The 18,615-nt window shown below is 47.1% G+C and carries 15 protein-coding genes; 4 read left to right on the forward strand and 11 right to left on the reverse strand.

Annotated elements, in window-relative coordinates; all coding sequences use genetic code 11:
* Positions 1-3: 3 nt before the first annotated feature.
* Positions 4-1,794 carry an L-fucose isomerase gene (locus NKT06_RS17055; protein WP_253436880.1) on the reverse strand — a complete coding sequence of 597 codons (1,791 nt, stop codon included), beginning with the start codon at positions 1,792-1,794 and terminating at the stop codon, positions 4-6.
* 419 nt (positions 1,795-2,213) lie between these two features.
* On the opposite strand from NKT06_RS17055, the gene NKT06_RS17060 reads away from it, so the two are divergent.
* Positions 2,214-3,230: a LacI family DNA-binding transcriptional regulator gene (locus tag NKT06_RS17060; RefSeq protein ID WP_253436882.1), complete on the forward strand. Its 1,017-nt coding sequence runs from the start codon at positions 2,214-2,216 to the stop codon at positions 3,228-3,230.
* A 230-nt stretch (positions 3,231-3,460) separates the two neighbouring features.
* Here the strand turns inward: NKT06_RS17060 and NKT06_RS17065 are convergent, their stop codons facing one another.
* The 3 genes from NKT06_RS17065 to NKT06_RS17075 are packed head-to-tail and all read right to left on the reverse strand — an operon-like array spanning position 3,461 to position 6,147.
* Complete coding sequence (locus tag NKT06_RS17065; RefSeq protein WP_253436885.1) at positions 3,461-4,354, reverse strand: NAD-dependent epimerase/dehydratase family protein; 894 nt, start codon at positions 4,352-4,354, stop codon at positions 3,461-3,463.
* Positions 4,355-4,375: 21 nt separating this feature from the next.
* Positions 4,376-5,137, reverse strand: a complete 762-nt coding sequence (locus NKT06_RS17070) for a class I SAM-dependent methyltransferase (protein WP_253436890.1) — start codon at positions 5,135-5,137, stop codon at positions 4,376-4,378.
* A 29-nt stretch (positions 5,138-5,166) separates the two neighbouring features.
* Positions 5,167-6,147 (reverse strand): Gfo/Idh/MocA family protein, encoded by a 981-nt coding sequence (locus NKT06_RS17075; protein ID WP_253436893.1) that lies wholly within the window; start codon positions 6,145-6,147, stop codon positions 5,167-5,169.
* A gap of 382 nt (positions 6,148-6,529) precedes the next feature.
* Here NKT06_RS17075 and NKT06_RS17080 point away from each other — a divergent pair, with 382 nt between their 5' ends.
* Together NKT06_RS17080 and NKT06_RS17085 are read left to right on the forward strand one after the other, a co-directional pair.
* Positions 6,530-7,114 (forward strand): bifunctional transcriptional activator/DNA repair enzyme AdaA, encoded by a 585-nt coding sequence (locus tag NKT06_RS17080; protein WP_253436896.1) that lies wholly within the window; start codon positions 6,530-6,532, stop codon positions 7,112-7,114.
* On the forward strand, positions 7,111-7,929 hold the full coding sequence (locus NKT06_RS17085) for an SPL family radical SAM protein (protein WP_253436899.1): 819 nt from the start codon (positions 7,111-7,113) through the stop codon (positions 7,927-7,929). The genes NKT06_RS17080 and NKT06_RS17085 overlap by 4 nt, the downstream gene beginning before the upstream one ends.
* A 156-nt stretch (positions 7,930-8,085) precedes the next feature.
* On the opposite strand, the gene NKT06_RS17090 is transcribed toward NKT06_RS17085, so the two are convergent.
* From NKT06_RS17090 to paiA, 6 genes are all read right to left on the reverse strand, one after another.
* Positions 8,086-9,192 (reverse strand): Gfo/Idh/MocA family protein, encoded by a 1,107-nt coding sequence (locus NKT06_RS17090; RefSeq protein ID WP_253436902.1) that lies wholly within the window; start codon positions 9,190-9,192, stop codon positions 8,086-8,088.
* A 96-nt stretch (positions 9,193-9,288) separates the two neighbouring features.
* Positions 9,289-10,014: a ThuA domain-containing protein gene (locus NKT06_RS17095; RefSeq protein WP_253436905.1), complete on the reverse strand. Its 726-nt coding sequence runs from the start codon at positions 10,012-10,014 to the stop codon at positions 9,289-9,291.
* Between the two features lie 75 nt (positions 10,015-10,089).
* Positions 10,090-11,262 carry a Gfo/Idh/MocA family protein gene (locus NKT06_RS17100; RefSeq protein ID WP_253436908.1) on the reverse strand — a complete coding sequence of 391 codons (1,173 nt, stop codon included), beginning with the start codon at positions 11,260-11,262 and terminating at the stop codon, positions 10,090-10,092.
* 58 nt (positions 11,263-11,320) lie between these two features.
* Positions 11,321-12,370, reverse strand: a complete 1,050-nt coding sequence (locus tag NKT06_RS17105) for a LacI family DNA-binding transcriptional regulator (RefSeq protein WP_253436911.1) — start codon at positions 12,368-12,370, stop codon at positions 11,321-11,323.
* Positions 12,371-12,648: 278 nt separating this feature from the next.
* Positions 12,649-13,731, reverse strand: a complete 1,083-nt coding sequence (gene glpX, locus NKT06_RS17110) for a class II fructose-bisphosphatase (RefSeq protein WP_253436915.1) — start codon at positions 13,729-13,731, stop codon at positions 12,649-12,651.
* 693 nt (positions 13,732-14,424) lie between these two features.
* Positions 14,425-14,943: a spermidine/spermine N(1)-acetyltransferase gene (gene paiA, locus NKT06_RS17115; RefSeq protein ID WP_253436918.1), complete on the reverse strand. Its 519-nt coding sequence runs from the start codon at positions 14,941-14,943 to the stop codon at positions 14,425-14,427.
* A gap of 123 nt (positions 14,944-15,066) precedes the next feature.
* Between paiA and NKT06_RS17120 the strand changes: the two genes are divergently transcribed.
* Complete coding sequence (locus NKT06_RS17120) at positions 15,067-15,657, forward strand: YczE/YyaS/YitT family protein (RefSeq protein WP_253442623.1); 591 nt, start codon at positions 15,067-15,069, stop codon at positions 15,655-15,657.
* 135 nt (positions 15,658-15,792) lie between these two features.
* On the opposite strand, the gene NKT06_RS17125 is transcribed toward NKT06_RS17120, so the two are convergent.
* The gene (locus NKT06_RS17125; RefSeq protein WP_253436921.1) at positions 15,793-18,372 is read right to left on the reverse strand and encodes a X2-like carbohydrate binding domain-containing protein; all 2,580 of its coding nucleotides are present in this window, start codon (positions 18,370-18,372) and stop codon (positions 15,793-15,795) included.
* Positions 18,373-18,615: the final 243 nt, after the last annotated feature.

An 18,615-nucleotide genomic window follows, 5' to 3' on the forward strand; every position in this document is an offset into this window, starting at 1 on the left:
ATTTTAGCGATATAACGGGCCAAACACATTGCAAGCACGGTAGTCTGCGCTCTCCGGTTCACTTGTGCCGAATAATCCCCATGCACGCGGACGGAAAATCTCCGATTCAGGTACATTATGCATATTTACCGGAATGCGTAGCATGGAAGCGAGCGTAATCAGATCTGCACCGATGTGTCCATACGAGATGGAGCCATGGTTCGCACCCCACTGATTCATGACCTCGTATACGGAAGTAAACGCTCCCGATCCGGTTAGAACAGGTGCAAACCAGGTGGATGGCCATGTTGGATCTGTTCGCTGATCCAGCGTATCATGCACATCTTCAGGCAGATCAACCGTGTAACCCTGAGCGATCTGCAGCACTGGTCCCAGTCCTTTGACGAGATTCAGACGTGTCATCGTTACAGGCATACCACCTTTGGTCAGGAAATCCGCAGAATAGCCGCCCCCGCGGAAATATTCAACGGATGCCGGTCTCCACGATGTGGCTTTCAGACAGTCCTGAACTTCCTCATCTGTAATTTCCCAGAAAGGCTTAAGGACAGGCTTCCCGTCTCTGGACTGTTGTCCTGTGCCATCCAAAGCTGCGGAACCGGAGTTAATCAGATGCAGAATGCCATCCTTCGCGTTTCCTTCCAACTGATGCCCCGTCACACGCTGTACCGAATCCGGACTCCAATACGTACGCACATCAGCGAAGATCTGAGCCGTATGTGTGAGCAACGAACCAAACAACATGGACACACCATTCAAGCTATCATTCTCTGTTGCAACCAGATAGGGCGCACGCTTGCCATTCCAGTCAAAGGAAGAGTTTAATATGGACTCCAGAAAATCTCCGTTCGGAGAATGGTCCGTCCACTGCCGTTGTCCCTGGAAGCCGGATACAATCGCGTGGTGGCCCATCGATTCTTCTGTAAACCCAAGCTCTGCCAACCTTGGGTTGCCCGCCATCAAGTCACGCACGATTTGGGTCATTTTCACAACCGTTTCCCATTCGTACTCTTTGCGTTTGCGATCCGTTTGCAGATGGGCAGCGTTGTTGTCCGGACCTTCGCTACAATTCTCCTTCACCCATGCCAGCGCGAGTTTATACTCCTCGGGGTCGTAGATTTCTTCTTCGATACGGCGAGTAAGTTCGCTCATATCCACGTATTCATTGCGCATACCCAGATACTCCTGGAAAAATGAATCGTTCACAATCGAACCCGCAATCCCCATGGATACTGATCCAATGGATAGATAAGCTTGCCCTTTCAAGCTAGCGGCTGCAAGACCCGCACGACTGAACCGAAGCAATTTCTCGCGCACGTCATCGGGAATCGTTGTATCTCCGCCGTCCTGCACATCCTCTCCATAGATCCCAAAGGCCGGAATTCCCTTCTGTGCATGGGCAGAGAGTACCGCTGCCAAATATACTGCACCCGGACGTTCAGTCCCGTTAAAACCCCAGATGGCAGTAGGGATGGATGGCGACATATCCATGGTTTCCGTACCATAACACCAGCATGGTGTCACGGTGATCGTTACGCCCACATTGGAACGACTGAACAATTCAGATGCTGCGGCCGCCTCGGCCACACCGCCAATACAAGTCTCAGCGACAACACATTCCACCGCGGAACCGTCTGGATAACGCAGTTCGGCTGCAAGCAGCTCGGCAACGGATGTCGCCATCCGCATCGTCTGCTCTTCCAGTGACTCACGAACCCCTTTGCGTCTTCCATCAATCGTCGGACGAATACCAATCTTGGGGAAAGCCTGCTTATAACGATAATCCTGATGTGTCATACTAAAGTGTCCTCCTTCAATTCGTTTCATAGAATTTGGGTTGAATTGAGAAATCTTTTGTCTGATCCAAGTGTATTGAATGGCGTGAGATAATGACGGAAATACAACCGATACCCGGGCGGCACACAAGAACTGCATACACAGATTATCCAGAGCCTTCTCGACTATTGAATACGTTTACATATTTAAAAAAGAAAAAATACCAATAAACCATTTCATTAATCAGCTTTGTATGTAGTTCCCCTATTCTAGAAAATGGAACGTGCATGAGCGAATTTAACAAAATGGTTTATGTAGTAGTGACGTTCAGAACCCTTTAGGGTTATCGGTAACCCTAACATAGCATGAGCCTATCTTGCTGTCAATTGGCATTATCCTATAGAATGGTAAGACTATGTTGCGGAAAGGTTAGGTCCCTAATGATTACCATTTACGATATTGCCAAAAAAGCCAACGTCTCCGCCATGACGGTCTCCAAGGTCATTAACCATACAGGCCGCATAAGTTCCGCGACACGCGAACGTGTGCAACAGGTGATCGACGAACTTGGCTACATCCCGAACTCCAATGCACGCAGCCTTGTGCTTCAGCGAACCCAGATGCTCTCGCTGCTTATTACCGATATTACCAACCCTTTTTATACAACACTCGCCCGTGGTGCTGAAGATGCAGCCCATCTTCGTGGGTACCGTCTTTTATTCGGCAATAGTGACGAGGATTACAATAAGGAAAAGGATTACGTAGATGCGATTCTGTCTACTCGTGTGGATGGTGTACTCTTTGCCCCGGCGGGAGATCGTTCTCTAGCTCATCTGAAACAGTTGCAGGAACGTCACATACCGTTTGTCTTTCTGGACCGAACCGTCCCTGGTATTACGTCAGATATCATTGCCGGAGATAGCCGGGAAGGTGCAATTGAGCTAATCCGTTATCTGGTGCAATTGGGGCACCGGCGCATTGCTCTGGTCAATGGTTCTTCCGAGGTTTCTACCGCCAGACTGCGGGAGGAAGGTTATATAGAGGGTATCCGTGAGGCCGGAGCTGAGATCGATCCCGAGCTTGTGCTGCGAACCGGGTACCGGAATTTCACCGATGAAGAGGGACTGGATCGACTACTCTCACAACGGGAGCAACCAACAGCCATTTTTGCAGCCAACAACATGCTGGCGATTGGGGTCATTCGGCTTTTGCGCAAACGAGGACTGCGTGTACCAGAAGACATTTCCGTTGTGTGTTTCGACGATCTGGATCTGGCTTCTGCTTTTGATCCTTTTCTGACCGTAGCTGCACAGCCAGCATATGACTTTGGGTTTCAGGGCGTACAAATGCTGATTGACCGAATTGAGGGCATGGCCCCTTCCGAAGCCCAAACCGTCATTCTACCATCAGAACTGCGCATACGGGCTTCAGCTACTGCTCCACGTGAGCAAAAATAGAGTTAAGCACCAGAGTTGACTAAATATTATCGTGTAAATGATTAGTCCCACCTATCTGGATTAGCTCCCGTTCAAATTCGAAAAATGTACAACATGAACAGGGTGCACCGGAGATTACGCTCTGGTTGCACCCTGTTTGATGTTCATACGTTGGAATGACCCAATTCGTCCGAACTGGTTGGTTCGTCAGGTTCATTCAGTTTCATTTTGGTTCCATCCAAGCCGATATTCTACCGCTCCGATTGTAATGCGAGAGCGACCTCACGAACGAGTCCTGGGAACCAATCCATTAGAGGTTCGAACGTATATCCAGCTTGTTCTGCCTTGGTCATGTCCATCGTCCATGATTGCTCAATTCCGAAGGGTGACATGTCCTCTTTCACCGTTTCTGTGAGGATCTGGGACTGCATGCCCGTGACCGTCTCAATAAGATGTATCATGGCTGACAGTGTAATCGCACCCTTGGAAGCTGCATTCACCGGACCGGTAATGGACGAATGTCCAAGCCAAGCGAGGAATCTTGCCGCTTCGGTGGAATTGATAAATCCAATCTCCGCATCCGGATTTGGCATGCCAATCGGTTTTCCTTTTTGCACATGTTCAATATGAAAATGAAGTCTTCTCGTATAATCATCAATTCCGAGTACAATTGGAATACGCATCGCTACAACTGGGAAATCCGCTTCCTGGAAAAACACAGCTTCTGCAAGCCGTTTACCTTCTCCGTACGAAAAATCCTCCGCACTCCCATACTGTAACGGATATGTATACGGGTCAAAATCCGTTTCCTTAAATCCAGGTCTGGGATCACCGTACACCGAGAGTGTGGATGTCAAAACGTATCTTTTGGTTCGCCCAGCGAATGCCTCGCATGCCGATTTCGCCGCATCTGGGGAATAACAGATATTGTCGTACACGACATCCCACATGTCTGTCTGCGCAACCTCTGCCAGAGATTCCGGGTTTTCACGATCCATCTTGATCCGGTTCACTTCGGGTCCGAAGTCAACATCTGTTTTACCACGAGTGGCGACTGTGATCTGCGACTTCCCTTCCCACAGTAAGTGATCCACGAGACGTTTGCCAAAAAAGCGTGTACCCCCAAGTATAAGGACTTTATTCATCCGAAAAACCTCCTATCTTGTTCAATTATGTTTAACAATGTGAAGCATGGTGTGAGCATTCCTTTGAAACTCATATGAAGTTAGTTCTTCGGAAACGGCGTATCCACGCTGTTCGAGTATTAATTTTAATTCATCCATGTGCTTGTAACGTTCGCCAGACAGATCCACTGTTGGGAAAATGCGAACCTCTCGTTTGCTCACACGCAGCAGCTCCATTACGGTTGCAACATGAAAATCAACATGCAATCGATCCGCATACGTAAAAAGAAAATGGGCGGATAACGTCAGATCGAATTGTTCATCGGCAAAAGGAAGATCTGGGAGCACCGATGCTACGTAACGGTCAGGGAACATTCTCATATCTGCGATGCAATCTGTGATGGCACGAGTTCGCTCTTCCTTTAACCCCTGGATTGATCCAAATTGATCCCACACATATATGTCTTGCACGGGTACCATCTGTTTCATCGTATGCTCAATGTCCTGATATCCCTTTACTTCAAGCTCGTCGATCCCGTATTCGTAGGCAATATCCACCGCTATAGGGTCTGCACCCAACTTGCGCGCCTGACTGCTGAACGAACATGCTCCGCCGGGACAATCCAGAATCGACTTGCCAGTAATCTCCTCTACCGTTAAGTTGAACATCTTCATATATTCCTCGAAGGTTCTTCCTATGAAAACAATCTGTGACAGTTCCAATCCACCAGAATCATTGACACGGTTATCTTCTCTGCTGTTCTTCTGATCATCTCTATTGTTGCTCTGCTCATCTCTGCTCATCTCGTCTCAGCTACCTTTCCGTTTTGGAATCAATCGTTAGGGAACACAAGCCCGATCTGCTTCCGAATCTGATCCATGACCTGCATCGTAACATAAGAACGTTCATACGTGTTCATGTCGGATTCCTTTTTGCCTTCCTGAACCAGATTCACGAACTCCTCCACTTCATAATACATCGCCGGATGGTTTTTTTCGACTGTGAGTTGCTCCACCGTACCGTCATTGTATCGTATCTCTGCATGTTCTGGTGAACCGATCTTGTCAATGATGATGCTGCCCAGTTCCCCCATAATCTCGCTTGGTAGATGAGAGTTGGAGATTTTGGAGTATGTAACGACCGCATCCATCCCATCATAATCCAGTAGCACGCTGCCCTGTCCATCCACCCCAGATTCCAGCATCATCGCTTGGGACTGAACACGGTTAGGTGCACCAAACAATGTAATCAATGGGTAGAGACAATATACACCGAGATCCATTAACGCGCCATTGGCGAGTTCAGGCTTGAACGCGTTCAGGACAATCCCTTCTTTGTACTTGTCGTAACGCGAAGAATACTGAGAGTATCCTGCTACGTATTTGCGGACAGGACCGATTTTATGCAGGTTTTCCTGCACCATTTTGAACTGGGGAACAAGAGTAGATTTCATCGCTTCCATGAGCAGAACCTGATGTTCTTGTGCTGTATCGATCAACCTCCGAACTTCGGCGCTATTTGCAGCCAGAGGTTTCTCGCACAATACATGTTTACCGTTTCTCAGATAAAGTTCAGCCTGCTCCGCATGAACCGTATTCGGTGTTGCGATATAGACTGCATCGATCACATCACTTGCCGCCAACTCTTCCAGATCGGTGAATCGATGTTCAACATCATATTTATCTGCAAATGCATTAGCCTTTTCTTCAGTTCTTGAATACACGGCGGTTAATTTGAATCCTTCAACCTGTGCTGCGGCTTCAAGAAGCCTTTCTGTAATCCAGTTGGTACCCACTACGCCAAAACGAACCATGCCTACCTACCTCTTTCATCTATAAATTTCATTTGAGTTCTATATGAATCCAACTAAAGTATCTACACTTACCACTCCGATGACAGAATAACCTTCCGATCGCTGTTATCCCCAGATTTTTTTTAATTCCCTTCTTCAAAGGGAAAATCCGGGGATAAAGGCGAACGCTTCGCTTCTTCACGTTATTTCTGTCCTCTTCGTTCTCGTGTAGAAAGTTTAGTTGAACCTATATAACCTGTAATACCATCCTATATATTGTAGCTCATATTTCGTTCAGATTGAAGGAAGGTACTGTATCCCAGATATTGATATCTTGCTTTTTAAGTTAAAACTTCGTCAATCCCTTCGAATCAAGGGTATAATTAGAGATGAGGTGAGCACCATGGAAAGTCCAGATCAAGATCGCATACTGCCCAAATCGATAGATGAAAAATACTGGCATGCCATCATCCACAACGATAATTCTTATGATGGAACTTTCTTTTACGGCGTGCAGACAACGGGTATTTTCTGCCGCCCCTCTTGTAAGTCAAGAGCACCCAAAGCTGAAAATGTGCTGATATTTCAACGTGTTGAAGAAGCGTTGGCACGAGAGTTCAGACCCTGCAAACGTTGCAAACCTACAGGCGAGCGGGTACCTGATCAGGAGTGGATATATGGGATCACCGATTACATTGAACATCATTACGCCGAACCTCTAACCTTGGATGTCCTTGCCACTGTAAGTCATGGCAGTCCTTATCATCTGCATCGTGTGTTCAAGCGGATTACAGGCCGCACACCGGTTCAATATATTCAGGAAAAACGAATCACCGAAGCCCGAAAGTTGCTTGAACTTACCAGACTTACTGTCACGGATATTGGACGCCATGTCGGTATACCTAACTCAGCTTATTTCATTACTGTATTTCGCAAACACACAGGTCTTACACCTGCACACTATCGCGAAAGGTATGACAACTCATGAAAACCAACCTTTCTTACAAAGTACCCAAAACGTTACTGAACAAAGGAACAGGATTCCTTAATGGATATACACATACGTTGAATCCTTACACAGGCTGCGCCTTCGGTTGTTCCTATTGTTATGTCAGACAGATGCCAGTCTCTTTATTTCGCCAAGAGGATTGGGGGAGCTGGGTTGATGTGAAACAGGAGGCCTCCCGAGTGTTCGCCAAAGAATTGCAGCGTGCCCTGGCGAAAGGCAAAGTCACGCTGTTCATGTCATCCAGTACAGACCCGTATCAACCCGCTGAGTACAAGGAGTGTATCACGCGTTCATTGCTTGAAACGATGGTACAGTATCCGCCCGATTTTGTATTGGTCCAAACCCGCAGTCCACTCGTTACACGGGATATAGATCTGCTACTACAGTTAGGTGACCGGGTTCGGGTCAGTATGACTGTGGAGACGGATCTGGACGATATGCGCAAACATTTCAGTCCTTCCGCTCCACCGATTGCAGGCCGATTACGTGCATTGGAACAGTTGCGGGATGCCGGAATACCAACACAGGTTGCGATTGCTCCCGTATTACCCAGCAGTGAACAGTTTGCAGCCATCTTGAGACCTCTGGTTGGGCGCGTATGCATTGACGATTATTTCATGGGCGATGGAAGTGAGGGCAAGCGCACCCGGCGACTCGGCATGGAGTCGCTCTACCAGCAAGTGGGGATGGAGCACTGGTATCATCCAGATGCATATCAGACTGTTGTTCAGCGGATGAAAGACTATTTTGCCGAAGATGAGATCTGGATTAGTCAGGCGGGATTTGAGCCATAAATGACTATATAAGTTGAACCAAAGAATATTTACACTGGACACTTCGATGACAGAACAACCTTCCGATCGCCCAATAACAAATAACCCCTTTCCTGGTTTGGAGGAAAAGGGGCTATTCGTCATAAGGTAAACCTTACGTCAACCTTAATAGTTATCTTACTTATCCAATGTGTATAATGGCAGATCCACCGGCAATGCAGCCGGGCGCTGACACGAGCTTTTCATCTGGTAAAACGTCTGCTCATCTGATGAATCATGGAATGCCCACATGGCCTCAAGTACGTGGTATGCCAGTTCCCCACTCGCCCGATGTGCACGTCCGCTATGAGCTGCATAGGCCATATCTGCCACACCAATGCCGCGAGTATTTTCCTGATATCCTGGGAGAAGCGGAACTTCCGTCCATTCCTGTTCACCCAGCAAGCGATAACGAACCGGACCACCGAAGGTGTTGGGATCAGGTACCTGCAATGTGCCATGCGTGCCATATATCTCAATCGGTGGCAGTGCACTTCCGCCAAATACGTCAAAGCTCGTAATCAGCGTGCCAATGGCTCCCTGTTCAAACTGCAACAGACCCGTAACGTGAGTTGGAATTTCGACAGGAACCACTTGGCCTCTCTTTTTCTCACTCGTAATCGTCCGTTCTTCCATGGCTTTACCTGTCATGCCCGCAATGGACTTGATCGGTCCCATCAGTTGAACCAATGCCGTGAGGTAGTACGGACCCATGTCAAACATTGGCCCACCGCCTGATGCGTAATAAAACTCCGGATCTGGGTGCCAGTGTTCATGACCACGGCTCATCATAAATGCGGTCGCCGCCACCGGCTTGCCGATCACTCCTTCCTCCACCAATTGAAGTGAAGTCTGGATGCCTGATCCAAAGAACGTCTCTGGTGCGCAGCCCACGAGCAGTCTTTTACGCTTCGCTGTTTCGAGCACAGCCTGACCTTCCTCACGGGTAACTGCAAGCGGTTTTTCCACATATACATGTTTGCCTGATTCGAGGGCCCGCAAGCATACATCCGCATGAACGGAAGGAATCGTCAGGTTGATGATCAGCTCAATCTCGGGATCAGCCAAGATTTCATCCACGCTGTATACGTTTGGCACGTTATAGGCTGCAGCCTGCTCCTCTGCACGTTTCCGATCAAGATCCGCAACAGCAACAAGTTCCAGCACCTCGAACCGGTGACAGTTTTCCATATAAATACCGCTGATTTTACCGCAGCCAATAATGCCTACTTTCATTGTTTTCATGCCTGGGGCTCCCTTCGCCGTGGATCAGAAATGGTTTATCCTTTGAGGATGAATGGTTGACACTGAAGTTACGTTTACGTTCAAACTACAATCTCATTAGTTCTGGTTGTCCGCCATACCTGTATACACTTCGGTTGCTGCACTTACTCGACTCTTGGCAAGCTCTTTGCCTGCTGCTGTCCATTTGAAACCACTGCGCATCATTTCTGTCACAGGTTTCATGTCTACAATGTCTGCGTGGTGTCCCAGGGAGTTGTAGAATACCCGTCCTGCACCCCAACGTTTCGTCCAGACAACAGGCATATCTACGGGGCCATTCGCCGCATGCGGACCAGTCACCACTGGGAAACGAGTTGTTGCCAACACTTCCACTGCCGGGTCTACGTGCAGGTAGTACTGTTCGCTTTTCACCTGAAAATCTTCAATATGATCCAGTAACGGGCTAGAACCACGCTTCATGTTCACCATATACTCCACACCATCGTTACCTGGATGAGCAACCCATTGTCCACCTGTCATGAACTGCCAGTCTACGTTATTTCGGAAGGCATCACACATCCCGCCATGAAGACCAGCCAAGCCCACACCGCTCTGAACAGCCGCTGATACGTTATTGACCAGTTCCTGCTCAATCTGTCCCATTGTCCACAAGGGTACGATCAAATCCAGACCCATCAACTTCTCTGCATCTGCATAAGACTCCAACGTATTGGAGACTTCAACCTCAAACTGCTCTTCCTTCAATATACGCTCAAAAATCGCTGCTACCTGCTCCGGTTCATGACCATCCCAGCCGCCCCATACAATCAGTGCTTTACTCATCGTTTATTCACTCGCTTTCAACTAGTTTAGTTGTGCTCAATGCTAATCCTGACTTCCTCCGCCTTGCTTGCTCACTTACATCTCTTCAATTGTCACCCAGCGTCGCTCCGTCACCGAACGTTCTACCGCTTCCAGTACAGCCTGACAAGCGACCCCATCGTGGAAACTTGGTGATGGTTGTCGTCCTTCAGAGATCGCTGTCACCAGCTCCAACATTTCATGCGTGAACGTGTGCTCGAATCCAATTGTATGTCCGGCAGGCCACCAAGCTTCTGAATACTTGTGTGCAGGATCGGTTGCCAGTACACGGCGGAATCCCTGTACGTCCTCTTCATCCTTTGTAAAATATACTTCCAGTTCGTTCATCCGCTCAAAATCAAACCGTACACTGCCAAGACTGCCGTTAATCTCAAACGAGTTCGTACTGCGATGGCCCGCTGCAAAACGTGTAGCCTCGAAGCTGCCAAGCGCACCTCCTGCGAATCGGGCCAGGAACAGCGTCGCGTCGTCAACGGTCACTTCTCCTTTCGGTGCATCCGCATTTGAACTGCCCTTTGCGCTCAACCCGGTCATCTCGGCTGCAAGTGGTCTTTCTTTGATGAAGGTTTCGCTCATTCCGATGACTTCCTGGAATTCACCAACAAGGAAACGAGCCAGATCGATTAAGTGCGCGCCTAGATCCCCATGGGAACCGGAGCCAGCCACTTCTTTTTGCAAACGCCATACCAGCGGGAACGAAGGGTCCATGATCCAGTCCTGAAGGAAAAATGCACGGAAATGATAGATTTTACCCAGTCGTCCGCTCTCCACCAGATCCTTCGCTAATTGCACCGCTGGTGAGAAACGATAGTTGAACCCCACCATATGGGCGACTCCAGCATCCTCTGCGGCTTGAAGCATCTCACGCGAATCCGCGAGGGACAGAGCGAGTGGTTTCTCACAAAACAGGTGCTTGCCCTGACGGGCTGCTTCCAACGCAATTTCCTTGTGGGCATCACTTGGCGCGTTAATATCAATCAGATCGATATCATCCCGCTTCACCAGTTCGCGCCAATCGGTTACACTTTCGGACCAGCCGAACTGATTCGCTGCCTCCTGCACTCCCTGCTCGTTACGTCCACAGATCACAGACATCTCAGGCTGCAGCGGAGCAGACGGGAAAAACATCGGCAGACTGCGATAGGCATTACTGTGGGCCTTCCCCATAAACTTGTATCCAACCATTCCGACACGAAGACGATTTGACATGGTCATTTCCTCCTTTGGAATTATAAAAAGTCTTTCAATATGTGTACCAACCAATAAACTATTGACGGATAGAAGAAGCACGGATGATCAATTCGGTAGGCAACAACGCTCTCGCTGATTCGGTTACTGCTGGTACAGGGTTACTCGCTTGATGCGTCTCACCCACAGACCCATGCATAACCTTCGATGCTGCAAGTTCACCCATCTCGAAAAATGGAACCCTGACGCTGCTCAGCGGCGGAACCGCCATCTCGGCGGCATCGGAGTCGTCATAACCCACAAATGCCGGAAAATCCGCAGGTCCTATTCCCCGCTCACGCAAACCATGCATGACACCAATGGCCATCCGGTCATTGGCCGCAAATACAGCATCAATCTCATGTAGCCGATCTGCTACAATCGCTGCCGCCTCAATGCCGCTTCGTCTGCTATAATTCCCCTCAAGCAATAGACTCGGATCCAGTTCCATACCTGCTTCTTGCAGGCCAAGACGGACACCTTCCATTCGCTCCTGGCTGTTGGAATAACTGTCTGGACCATTGAGAAAAGCGATTTTGCGATACCCCTGATCCGTCAGATGGCGTATAGCAAGCCTGCTTCCTTCCACATGATCCGCATCCACTTCCGTGAACGATTGGCCCGCAAAATGCTGATTCATGACACAGAACGGGTGTCCTTCCTGGTGAAGCTGCTGTAAGGCTGCCAGTTCTTCATGTTCATCTCTGGCACCAAGGATAATGCAAGCGTCCACTTTCTGACGCCGGAACAGATCCGTATAATTCATCACTTCACCGGGTGTCCGGAACATAACCAGCAGGTCCATGCCATTGTCTCTGGCTTTGCTTCCAATCCCACTCAGCATTTCCGAGAAAAAATACGCCGAGAACAGATGCGCCTTCGGAACATAAGGCAATACTACGCCAAGGTTCCCGCTTTTACTTCTGGCAAAACTGCGAGCAAGAGCGCTGGGCACATAGCCTAACTGTTCGGAAGCTTCAAGAACCTTGCGGCGTGTCTCTTCTTTAATAGGACCTACCCCATTAAGCACCCGGGAGACTGTCGCCTCGGAAACACCCGCAAGATCAGCCACTTCTTTACGTGATGCCATGAATTTCAACCCTTTCTAGCTCACCTATTAATGATGTAATAATTAAAAATCGATATTTATGTACGCGCGTACATTTTCTCATGCCATGTAACCGTTGTCAATGCTTTTAACACAAAAAAAATGAGGGTTTGGATTAATCCAAGCCCTCATTATTATCTTACCAGAGATGGTACTTTCAATGATTCAAGCACCTGTAATCTTAGGGGTTCAAGTTACTTATCAAACTCATTAAAACGCTCTCAGTTGATGCTATTTGATCAATGAATGGAGAGTCCAGCTTACAGCGTTGTTGTAACGCCATGATCAACGGAGGATTGACTAAACTCAGCCTGCTCCATCGTTTTCACATGATTCGGAATGCGGTCCGATGGTTCCGGCGTGGATTGGAGCTGTCTTACTTTGTGCAGCACTTCTTTGTTAGGCAGGAAGTGTTGGGAACGAATAAACCGAATGGTTTTGGTTTTTGCACGCATGACAATTGAATCCGTCTCGGCGCGATCATCCGCAAGATACCGTACCCCTCCCAAGATCTCACCTGGTGTCACACCTGTTGCAGCAAAAATGACGTCCTCTGTACCGATCATATCCTGCATCGTTAACACTTTGTATGGATTATCAATCCCCATCTGCAGGCAGCGCTGGAATTCGTCCGCGTTGGCAGGCATCAGGCGACCTTGAATCTCGCCCCCAAGGCAAGACAGCGCTGCGGCAGCCAGTACACCTTCTGGTGCTCCTCCAGAACCGACATACAGATCAATGCCTGCCTCCGGGAAAGCCGGTGCCATTGCACCCGCAACATCACCGTCACTGAGGAACTTAATCCGCACGCCGACCTTGCGGAGTGTCTTGATTGTGCTCTCATGTCGCACACGATCCAGAATCATCACCGTCAGATCCGAGATGTTTTTGTTCAATGCGGCAGCGGCTTTCTCCAGTGTGACTTCAACTGGGTCTTCAATGCTGACCTTGCCTACAAGCGCAGGCCCTACCGCCAATTTCTCCATATACATGTCCGGTGCGTGGAGCAGGTTACCTTTTCCCGCCACTGCAATAACCGATAAAGCGTTGTTTAGTCCTTTGGCCACGATTTCTGTACCTTCGAGCGGGTCTACAGCCACGTCAACCTCAGGTCCCTCAGCGTTGCCCACTTCCTCGCCGATGTACAACATGGGTGCTTCATCCATTTCTCCTTCACCGATTACCACCGTGCCGCGAATGGACACGGAATCGAACATGGCGCGCATGGCCAAAGTAGCCGCTTCATCTGCACTGTTCTTGTCGCCTCGTCCCATCCAAGGTGCTGAAGCTAACGCAGCCAATTCTGTTACTCTGACAATTTCCAACGCCAGTTCGCGTTCCATTTTTCCCACTTCCTTTCCAATTTCCAAAAGCATAACTTGAAAGCGGTACTAAATCCATCGCAAATCCATATGAAATTGATCTGTAATCGGTGCAGCAGCGCCTTTTTGACGATTTATACCTTATTTATCCAATTAATATTTCGATTGATTTCACCCTTTTTTCGGCCTGTTTCAAGAATCCAATCCACCTGTTTTCTCACTTGAAATATTAATTTTATTTTCCATTTTCCGCGTTTAAAACCAAATAGTTTAACATGATGAATTGACACGCCCGTTTCATACGCAAAAAGTTCTTTTAACAAGGAATATGTACAACTAATATAGTGATTATTAAGAACAAAACACGATCTATTAGACGACAAACGAAAACGATTTTCAACTGGCTGTCCAAACGCAGAAATAAACTAATAAACTGTAATGAGCGTCCTCGAGGTCAATCGGCTCCCTTAACGATTATCAAGCTGAATTCTACTGCCAATTATGTATTAATCAGGACTTTAACTTTTACTAATGCCATAGATGCAGCTTATAATGGTCATCGAAAATAATAAGTTTACATAATATTTATTATGAAACGTTTCTCGTTCATTTCTGCCTTTTATTATTCAAAGGTTCTGGTAAAACATAAAAAAGCCCGAAAGAATTCTGCTTAATTAGCATTTTTTCTCCCAAGCTTTCCCCTCAATGAACCAGTTACAGTATCGTTTTGGTCATTATCAAATCAATCTGTTCCTCATCTCCCATGTAAAAAGCATGGGCTCCTGTCTGTACAAACCCCATCTTTTCATAAAATGCGATGGCATTTTCGTTTTTCTCCCATACGCCTAACCAAATATTCGTTTTGTGATGTTCTTTTGCCATCTCTATGGCTTTATCGAGCAGCACTTTACCAAGGCCATGTTTTTGGAACTCTTTTTTGATGTACACACGCTCGATCTCAAGGGATTCCACTCCCATTTTCTCAGACTGCGCATCATTGATATTTACCTTCATGTACCCTGCAATTTTATCGTTGACATAGACAAAAAGAAATTGTGATTCCGCATTGGATAGTTCAGTCTCTAATTGCTCCCGATTAAACGCCTTTTCCAGATAAGCATTCATATTTTCGGGTGAATTTTGCGCTTTAAACGTTTCATTAAACGTCTCATAACTAATCTCCTGTAATTCACATACATGTTCAATGGTACATAACTCTATACGAATCGTCATCTATATTCACATTCCTTTAACAAGTTAATCGTTTGTTGCAAATGCACTAAAAAAGGGTTACATTGAATTTAGCTCAATTTTGTTGTATTTGCAACATAATATTAAAAAAGAGGTTGAATGAATTTGAAATATTTACTTTTTGTCGCAGGTATTCTAATCTTAACGCTTGGCATCTCCCTTACCATCCAATCTGAACTAGGTACCTCACCGTTTGATGCACTTCTGGTAGGGCTGTCACATCATGTAGGGCTTAGTGTAGGTAGCTGGGAGGTCATCATTGCTTTCCTATTAATTGGATGTAATTCGCTTTTGAAGCAGCAAAAACCCGAGTTTCTGGGGCTCATCACCGCATTCATTACTGGTGTGGGGATTGATATATGGCTATATGTATCTGAATCTTTAATCACGCCCGAAGTTTGGTACAGCAAACTAATGACTTTTGTCATTGGATTAGTGATCATAAGTATCGGCACGGCCATCTATTTACAGACCAATTTTGCACCCATTCCAATTGACCGCTTAACATTAATTATGCACGAAATCACGCGAACCCCCTTATTTGTATCGAGAACATTGATTTACTTTGTATTTTTGATGCTGGCATTCCTTTTTGGTGGACCGATCGGGCTTGGTACATTATTAACTGTGTGTTGCGCAGGTCTGCTTCTTCAGTTCATCATGGGCTATACGAAAAAGATAATAGATCGCATATGAACAGATAGGGATACATTGTCACGTACTGAGCTTGAAAAAGAATATTCCGTCTAGCGGTTGTACACCGTCTAACATCATAAAAGGCTGGATTAGAGGTTCAACCCCTGATCCAGCCCCTCAACTGTTCTCTCTTGCTTACGGCTCAAGTCCCCATACCAGCTGACCATTCACATACCCGGTAACCTTATCATGGTTTGCAAACTGACTGCCAGATGCCTTAAACGAGTAATCATTAGTCTGGGTATAATTCGTCCAATTGTTTTTGGAGAAGCGAGCTTGAACCTCTGCGCTCTGACCTGCATTCAATGTTCCCGCTGCACTTGTAAAGCCCACTTCAAGATAATGATCCGCTCCGGCAACTGGAGTCTCCAGTTTAACGAATTGGCTCGTTACATTTGTGCTGCCCATACTGGCCCAGTCAGACCAGAAACTCTGAGCTTCTTCTCCGTCAATTGTATAGTAATACCGCAGTTTGACATCACTCAACGGAATGGCCGAATCACCAGAGTTGACCAATTTGAATTTGGGTGATATTCCGTTCGTGGATGCACTTGTATTGCCGTTAAAAGCTTGAATCGTCAAATCTCCGGCGGGCACAGTAACCGTGCTGTCTACCACATTCACTGTAAGCACAGCGTTATTTCCTCCATTGAAGTGAAAGGTCAACACATTCTGGCCCAGGGGCAGCGTGGCAAGATAGGATTTGTTCAGAACAACAGCAGAGCTGGATGCTGTATAATCCTGACCCGATGCAAGAGTAACATTCCCCTTGGTGATGCTTGTAAGCTGTCGGCCATTCAAGGTGAGAGATACATTCATATCTTGCGCGGAATTCGTCGCTTTATCAAATGTTGCATTCACAGGTGAAATCACAGCATTGGTGCCCGGTGTTGAATCCACGATTTTGACTTTTAACACAGGGTCCTGGCCTTGGTTAAAATCCAGAACAATCGAGTGTTCGCCAACCGGCAGTGTCGCCAGGTAAGCTTTTTTCAGCAGCAATGTGCTTCCGCTCAGGGTATAGTCCGTATTTGCGGTCAACACATGGTTGCCTGCCCGAAGAGCGGTCAGCGTATTACCATTTGCATTCACCGTTACGGCTTTGTCGGCTTGATTGGGTGCATATTTGTCAAAATCAACGTTTGCAGGGGTAATGGATGCGCTGGGATTGGGATTGTTAACCTTTAAATTCGGCAGCTCATCCAACGTAATGACATAATCACTTTGATAAAGCGTTTTCAGTGTTGCCGGGTAATTAAATGCAGAACTCATCAGATGCTCGCCATACCAAGGGCAGAAGTACAGCCATCCTGATTTCTCCTCGGTCAGATTTTTCACACTTGGAATGGTATCGTTCTCCGTCATGGCTACCATTTTCGTACCGTTTGTCAACTCAACAAGCTTATAGAAAATCGAGGTAATCGCATCCTCATTGGGCACGCCCGACAAACCGTCATAACGGTTGTAGATCGTATTGTATTTATCGTATCCGACAAGATCTACCTGATCATCACCCGGATACCAAGCCGGAGAAGTACTGTATACGTAGCTGTTATAGGTCCAGATCAGATTGTGCAAACCATACGTCTCGGTCAATTCGGTATAAAGCAGATCCCATAGCTCTTTGTATACTTCTGCGCCTGCCGAAGCCCACCAGAACCATGCTCCTTCCCCGTTCAGTCCCCCGTTGCCTTCTGCTTCATGATACGGACGAAACAGAACCGGAACGTTGTTATCTTGCAAAATCAGCAATTGTTCTGCCAGATCCTCGATGGTCATCATCACGTATTGATACTCTTTGGTACCGGGTATTACCGCATTTGCTGTATTAAAATTCGTTTCGGTTGGCTTGTACGTAGCTTCTTTCCAATCTACAAATTCCCCAAGCTCATACGTATTGAAATTACGAGGAACATTGATATGCCAGGAAGCTGTTGCAATACCTTCACGGTTATTCACCCAATCAATCATGCGATCGGTTGTACCGTCCTCCCAACCATACAACGGATTATAATTCATCAGATCAAAGCCACGGATTGCCGGATACTTTCCGGTCAGATCATGAATCCACTCGAATTCAAGCTCTGTATCTCCGTCATTCCCTCCTCCGTAGATCTCTTGCTGACCAGAAATAATATGGTTTCCGTATACCTCCGTTAAATAATTCATCAAAATTTGAGTTTCCGGTGTAGCTTCAGGATCAGTGAGAACTGGCTGCACATTCAGGGGATCCAGATCCGCATGATCCACTGTAAAAGTATCAAAATACGCGAAGCCCCAGCCAGCCTTCAGCTCAATCGTGTTGGCACCCTGATTCAGCTTGTGAAAGCCAAAATCGAAGTCTGACCATGTTGTCGTGTAAGGCAGCATGTACGCACCTTTCGTAACACCATTCACGATTAAATTTTGTGACCTGCCATCTGCACTGAGTTCCTGCATATATCGTGTGGAGATCGCGTACATGCCGGTTTCCGGGACAGTTACTGTGAAGGTTAATGTGCCAGAGTTCTGCATCCAGACAAATCCGGCCCCTGAAAATCCAGGCTTGGGTTGTCCATAGATTGAAGTAACCACTTGAAGATCCGGGGTGAGCTGCGCATCTTCGCTTTCGATCGTGAACAACGGTGTGTCTGCATGAACGGGCGCTGTCATTAATCCAATCAGTAGGGCCAATGCCAGCATCATTGCGGTTGCCTTTTTGAGCAAATTTTTCATCAATTCCATCTTCCTTCCCAAGTGAAATATGATAATGAAATGTCAATGAACCCATTCATGATGGCGCTTTCATTGTAAACATAGCATGCACATCAATATTTGTAAATATATGGTGGAAATGAATGTTTTAAATTCTTTTGTACCAGTATTTTGAACAACATTACTCCATCGTCTCACTAATCTTGAATCCAATCGAAAACGGTTCATTACCTAACCAGATTCAGGCCTAAACTTCATCTTCCG

This window comes from Paenibacillus sp. 1781tsa1 (assembly GCF_024159265.1).
GTDB lineage: Bacteria > Bacillota > Bacilli > Paenibacillales > Paenibacillaceae > Paenibacillus.

What these genes read in the sequence shown, in the direction of transcription:
- NKT06_RS17105 (WP_253436911.1), bottom strand. Translation starts at nt 12,370, where the DNA reads ATGGCATCACGTAAAGAAGTGGCTGATCTTGCGGGTGTTTCCGAGGCG.
- paiA (WP_253436918.1), bottom strand. Translation starts at nt 14,943, where the DNA reads ATGACGATTCGTATAGAGTTATGTACCATTGAACATGTATGTGAATTA.
- NKT06_RS17060 (WP_253436882.1), top strand. Translation starts at nt 2,214, where the DNA reads ATGATTACCATTTACGATATTGCCAAAAAAGCCAACGTCTCCGCCATG.
- NKT06_RS17080 (WP_253436896.1), top strand. Translation starts at nt 6,530, where the DNA reads ATGGAAAGTCCAGATCAAGATCGCATACTGCCCAAATCGATAGATGAA.
- NKT06_RS17125 (WP_253436921.1), bottom strand. Translation starts at nt 18,372, where the DNA reads ATGAAAAATTTGCTCAAAAAGGCAACCGCAATGATGCTGGCATTGGCC.
- NKT06_RS17090 (WP_253436902.1), bottom strand. Translation starts at nt 9,192, where the DNA reads ATGAAAACAATGAAAGTAGGCATTATTGGCTGCGGTAAAATCAGCGGT.
- NKT06_RS17100 (WP_253436908.1), bottom strand. Translation starts at nt 11,262, where the DNA reads ATGTCAAATCGTCTTCGTGTCGGAATGGTTGGATACAAGTTTATGGGG.
- NKT06_RS17095 (WP_253436905.1), bottom strand. Translation starts at nt 10,014, where the DNA reads ATGAGTAAAGCACTGATTGTATGGGGCGGCTGGGATGGTCATGAACCG.
- NKT06_RS17085 (WP_253436899.1), top strand. Translation starts at nt 7,111, where the DNA reads ATGAAAACCAACCTTTCTTACAAAGTACCCAAAACGTTACTGAACAAA.
- NKT06_RS17070 (WP_253436890.1), bottom strand. Translation starts at nt 5,137, where the DNA reads ATGAGCAGAGATGAGCAGAGCAACAATAGAGATGATCAGAAGAACAGC.
- NKT06_RS17055 (WP_253436880.1), bottom strand. Translation starts at nt 1,794, where the DNA reads ATGACACATCAGGATTATCGTTATAAGCAGGCTTTCCCCAAGATTGGT.
- NKT06_RS17065 (WP_253436885.1), bottom strand. Translation starts at nt 4,354, where the DNA reads ATGAATAAAGTCCTTATACTTGGGGGTACACGCTTTTTTGGCAAACGT.
- NKT06_RS17075 (WP_253436893.1), bottom strand. Translation starts at nt 6,147, where the DNA reads ATGGTTCGTTTTGGCGTAGTGGGTACCAACTGGATTACAGAAAGGCTT.
- glpX (WP_253436915.1), bottom strand. Translation starts at nt 13,731, where the DNA reads ATGGAACGCGAACTGGCGTTGGAAATTGTCAGAGTAACAGAATTGGCT.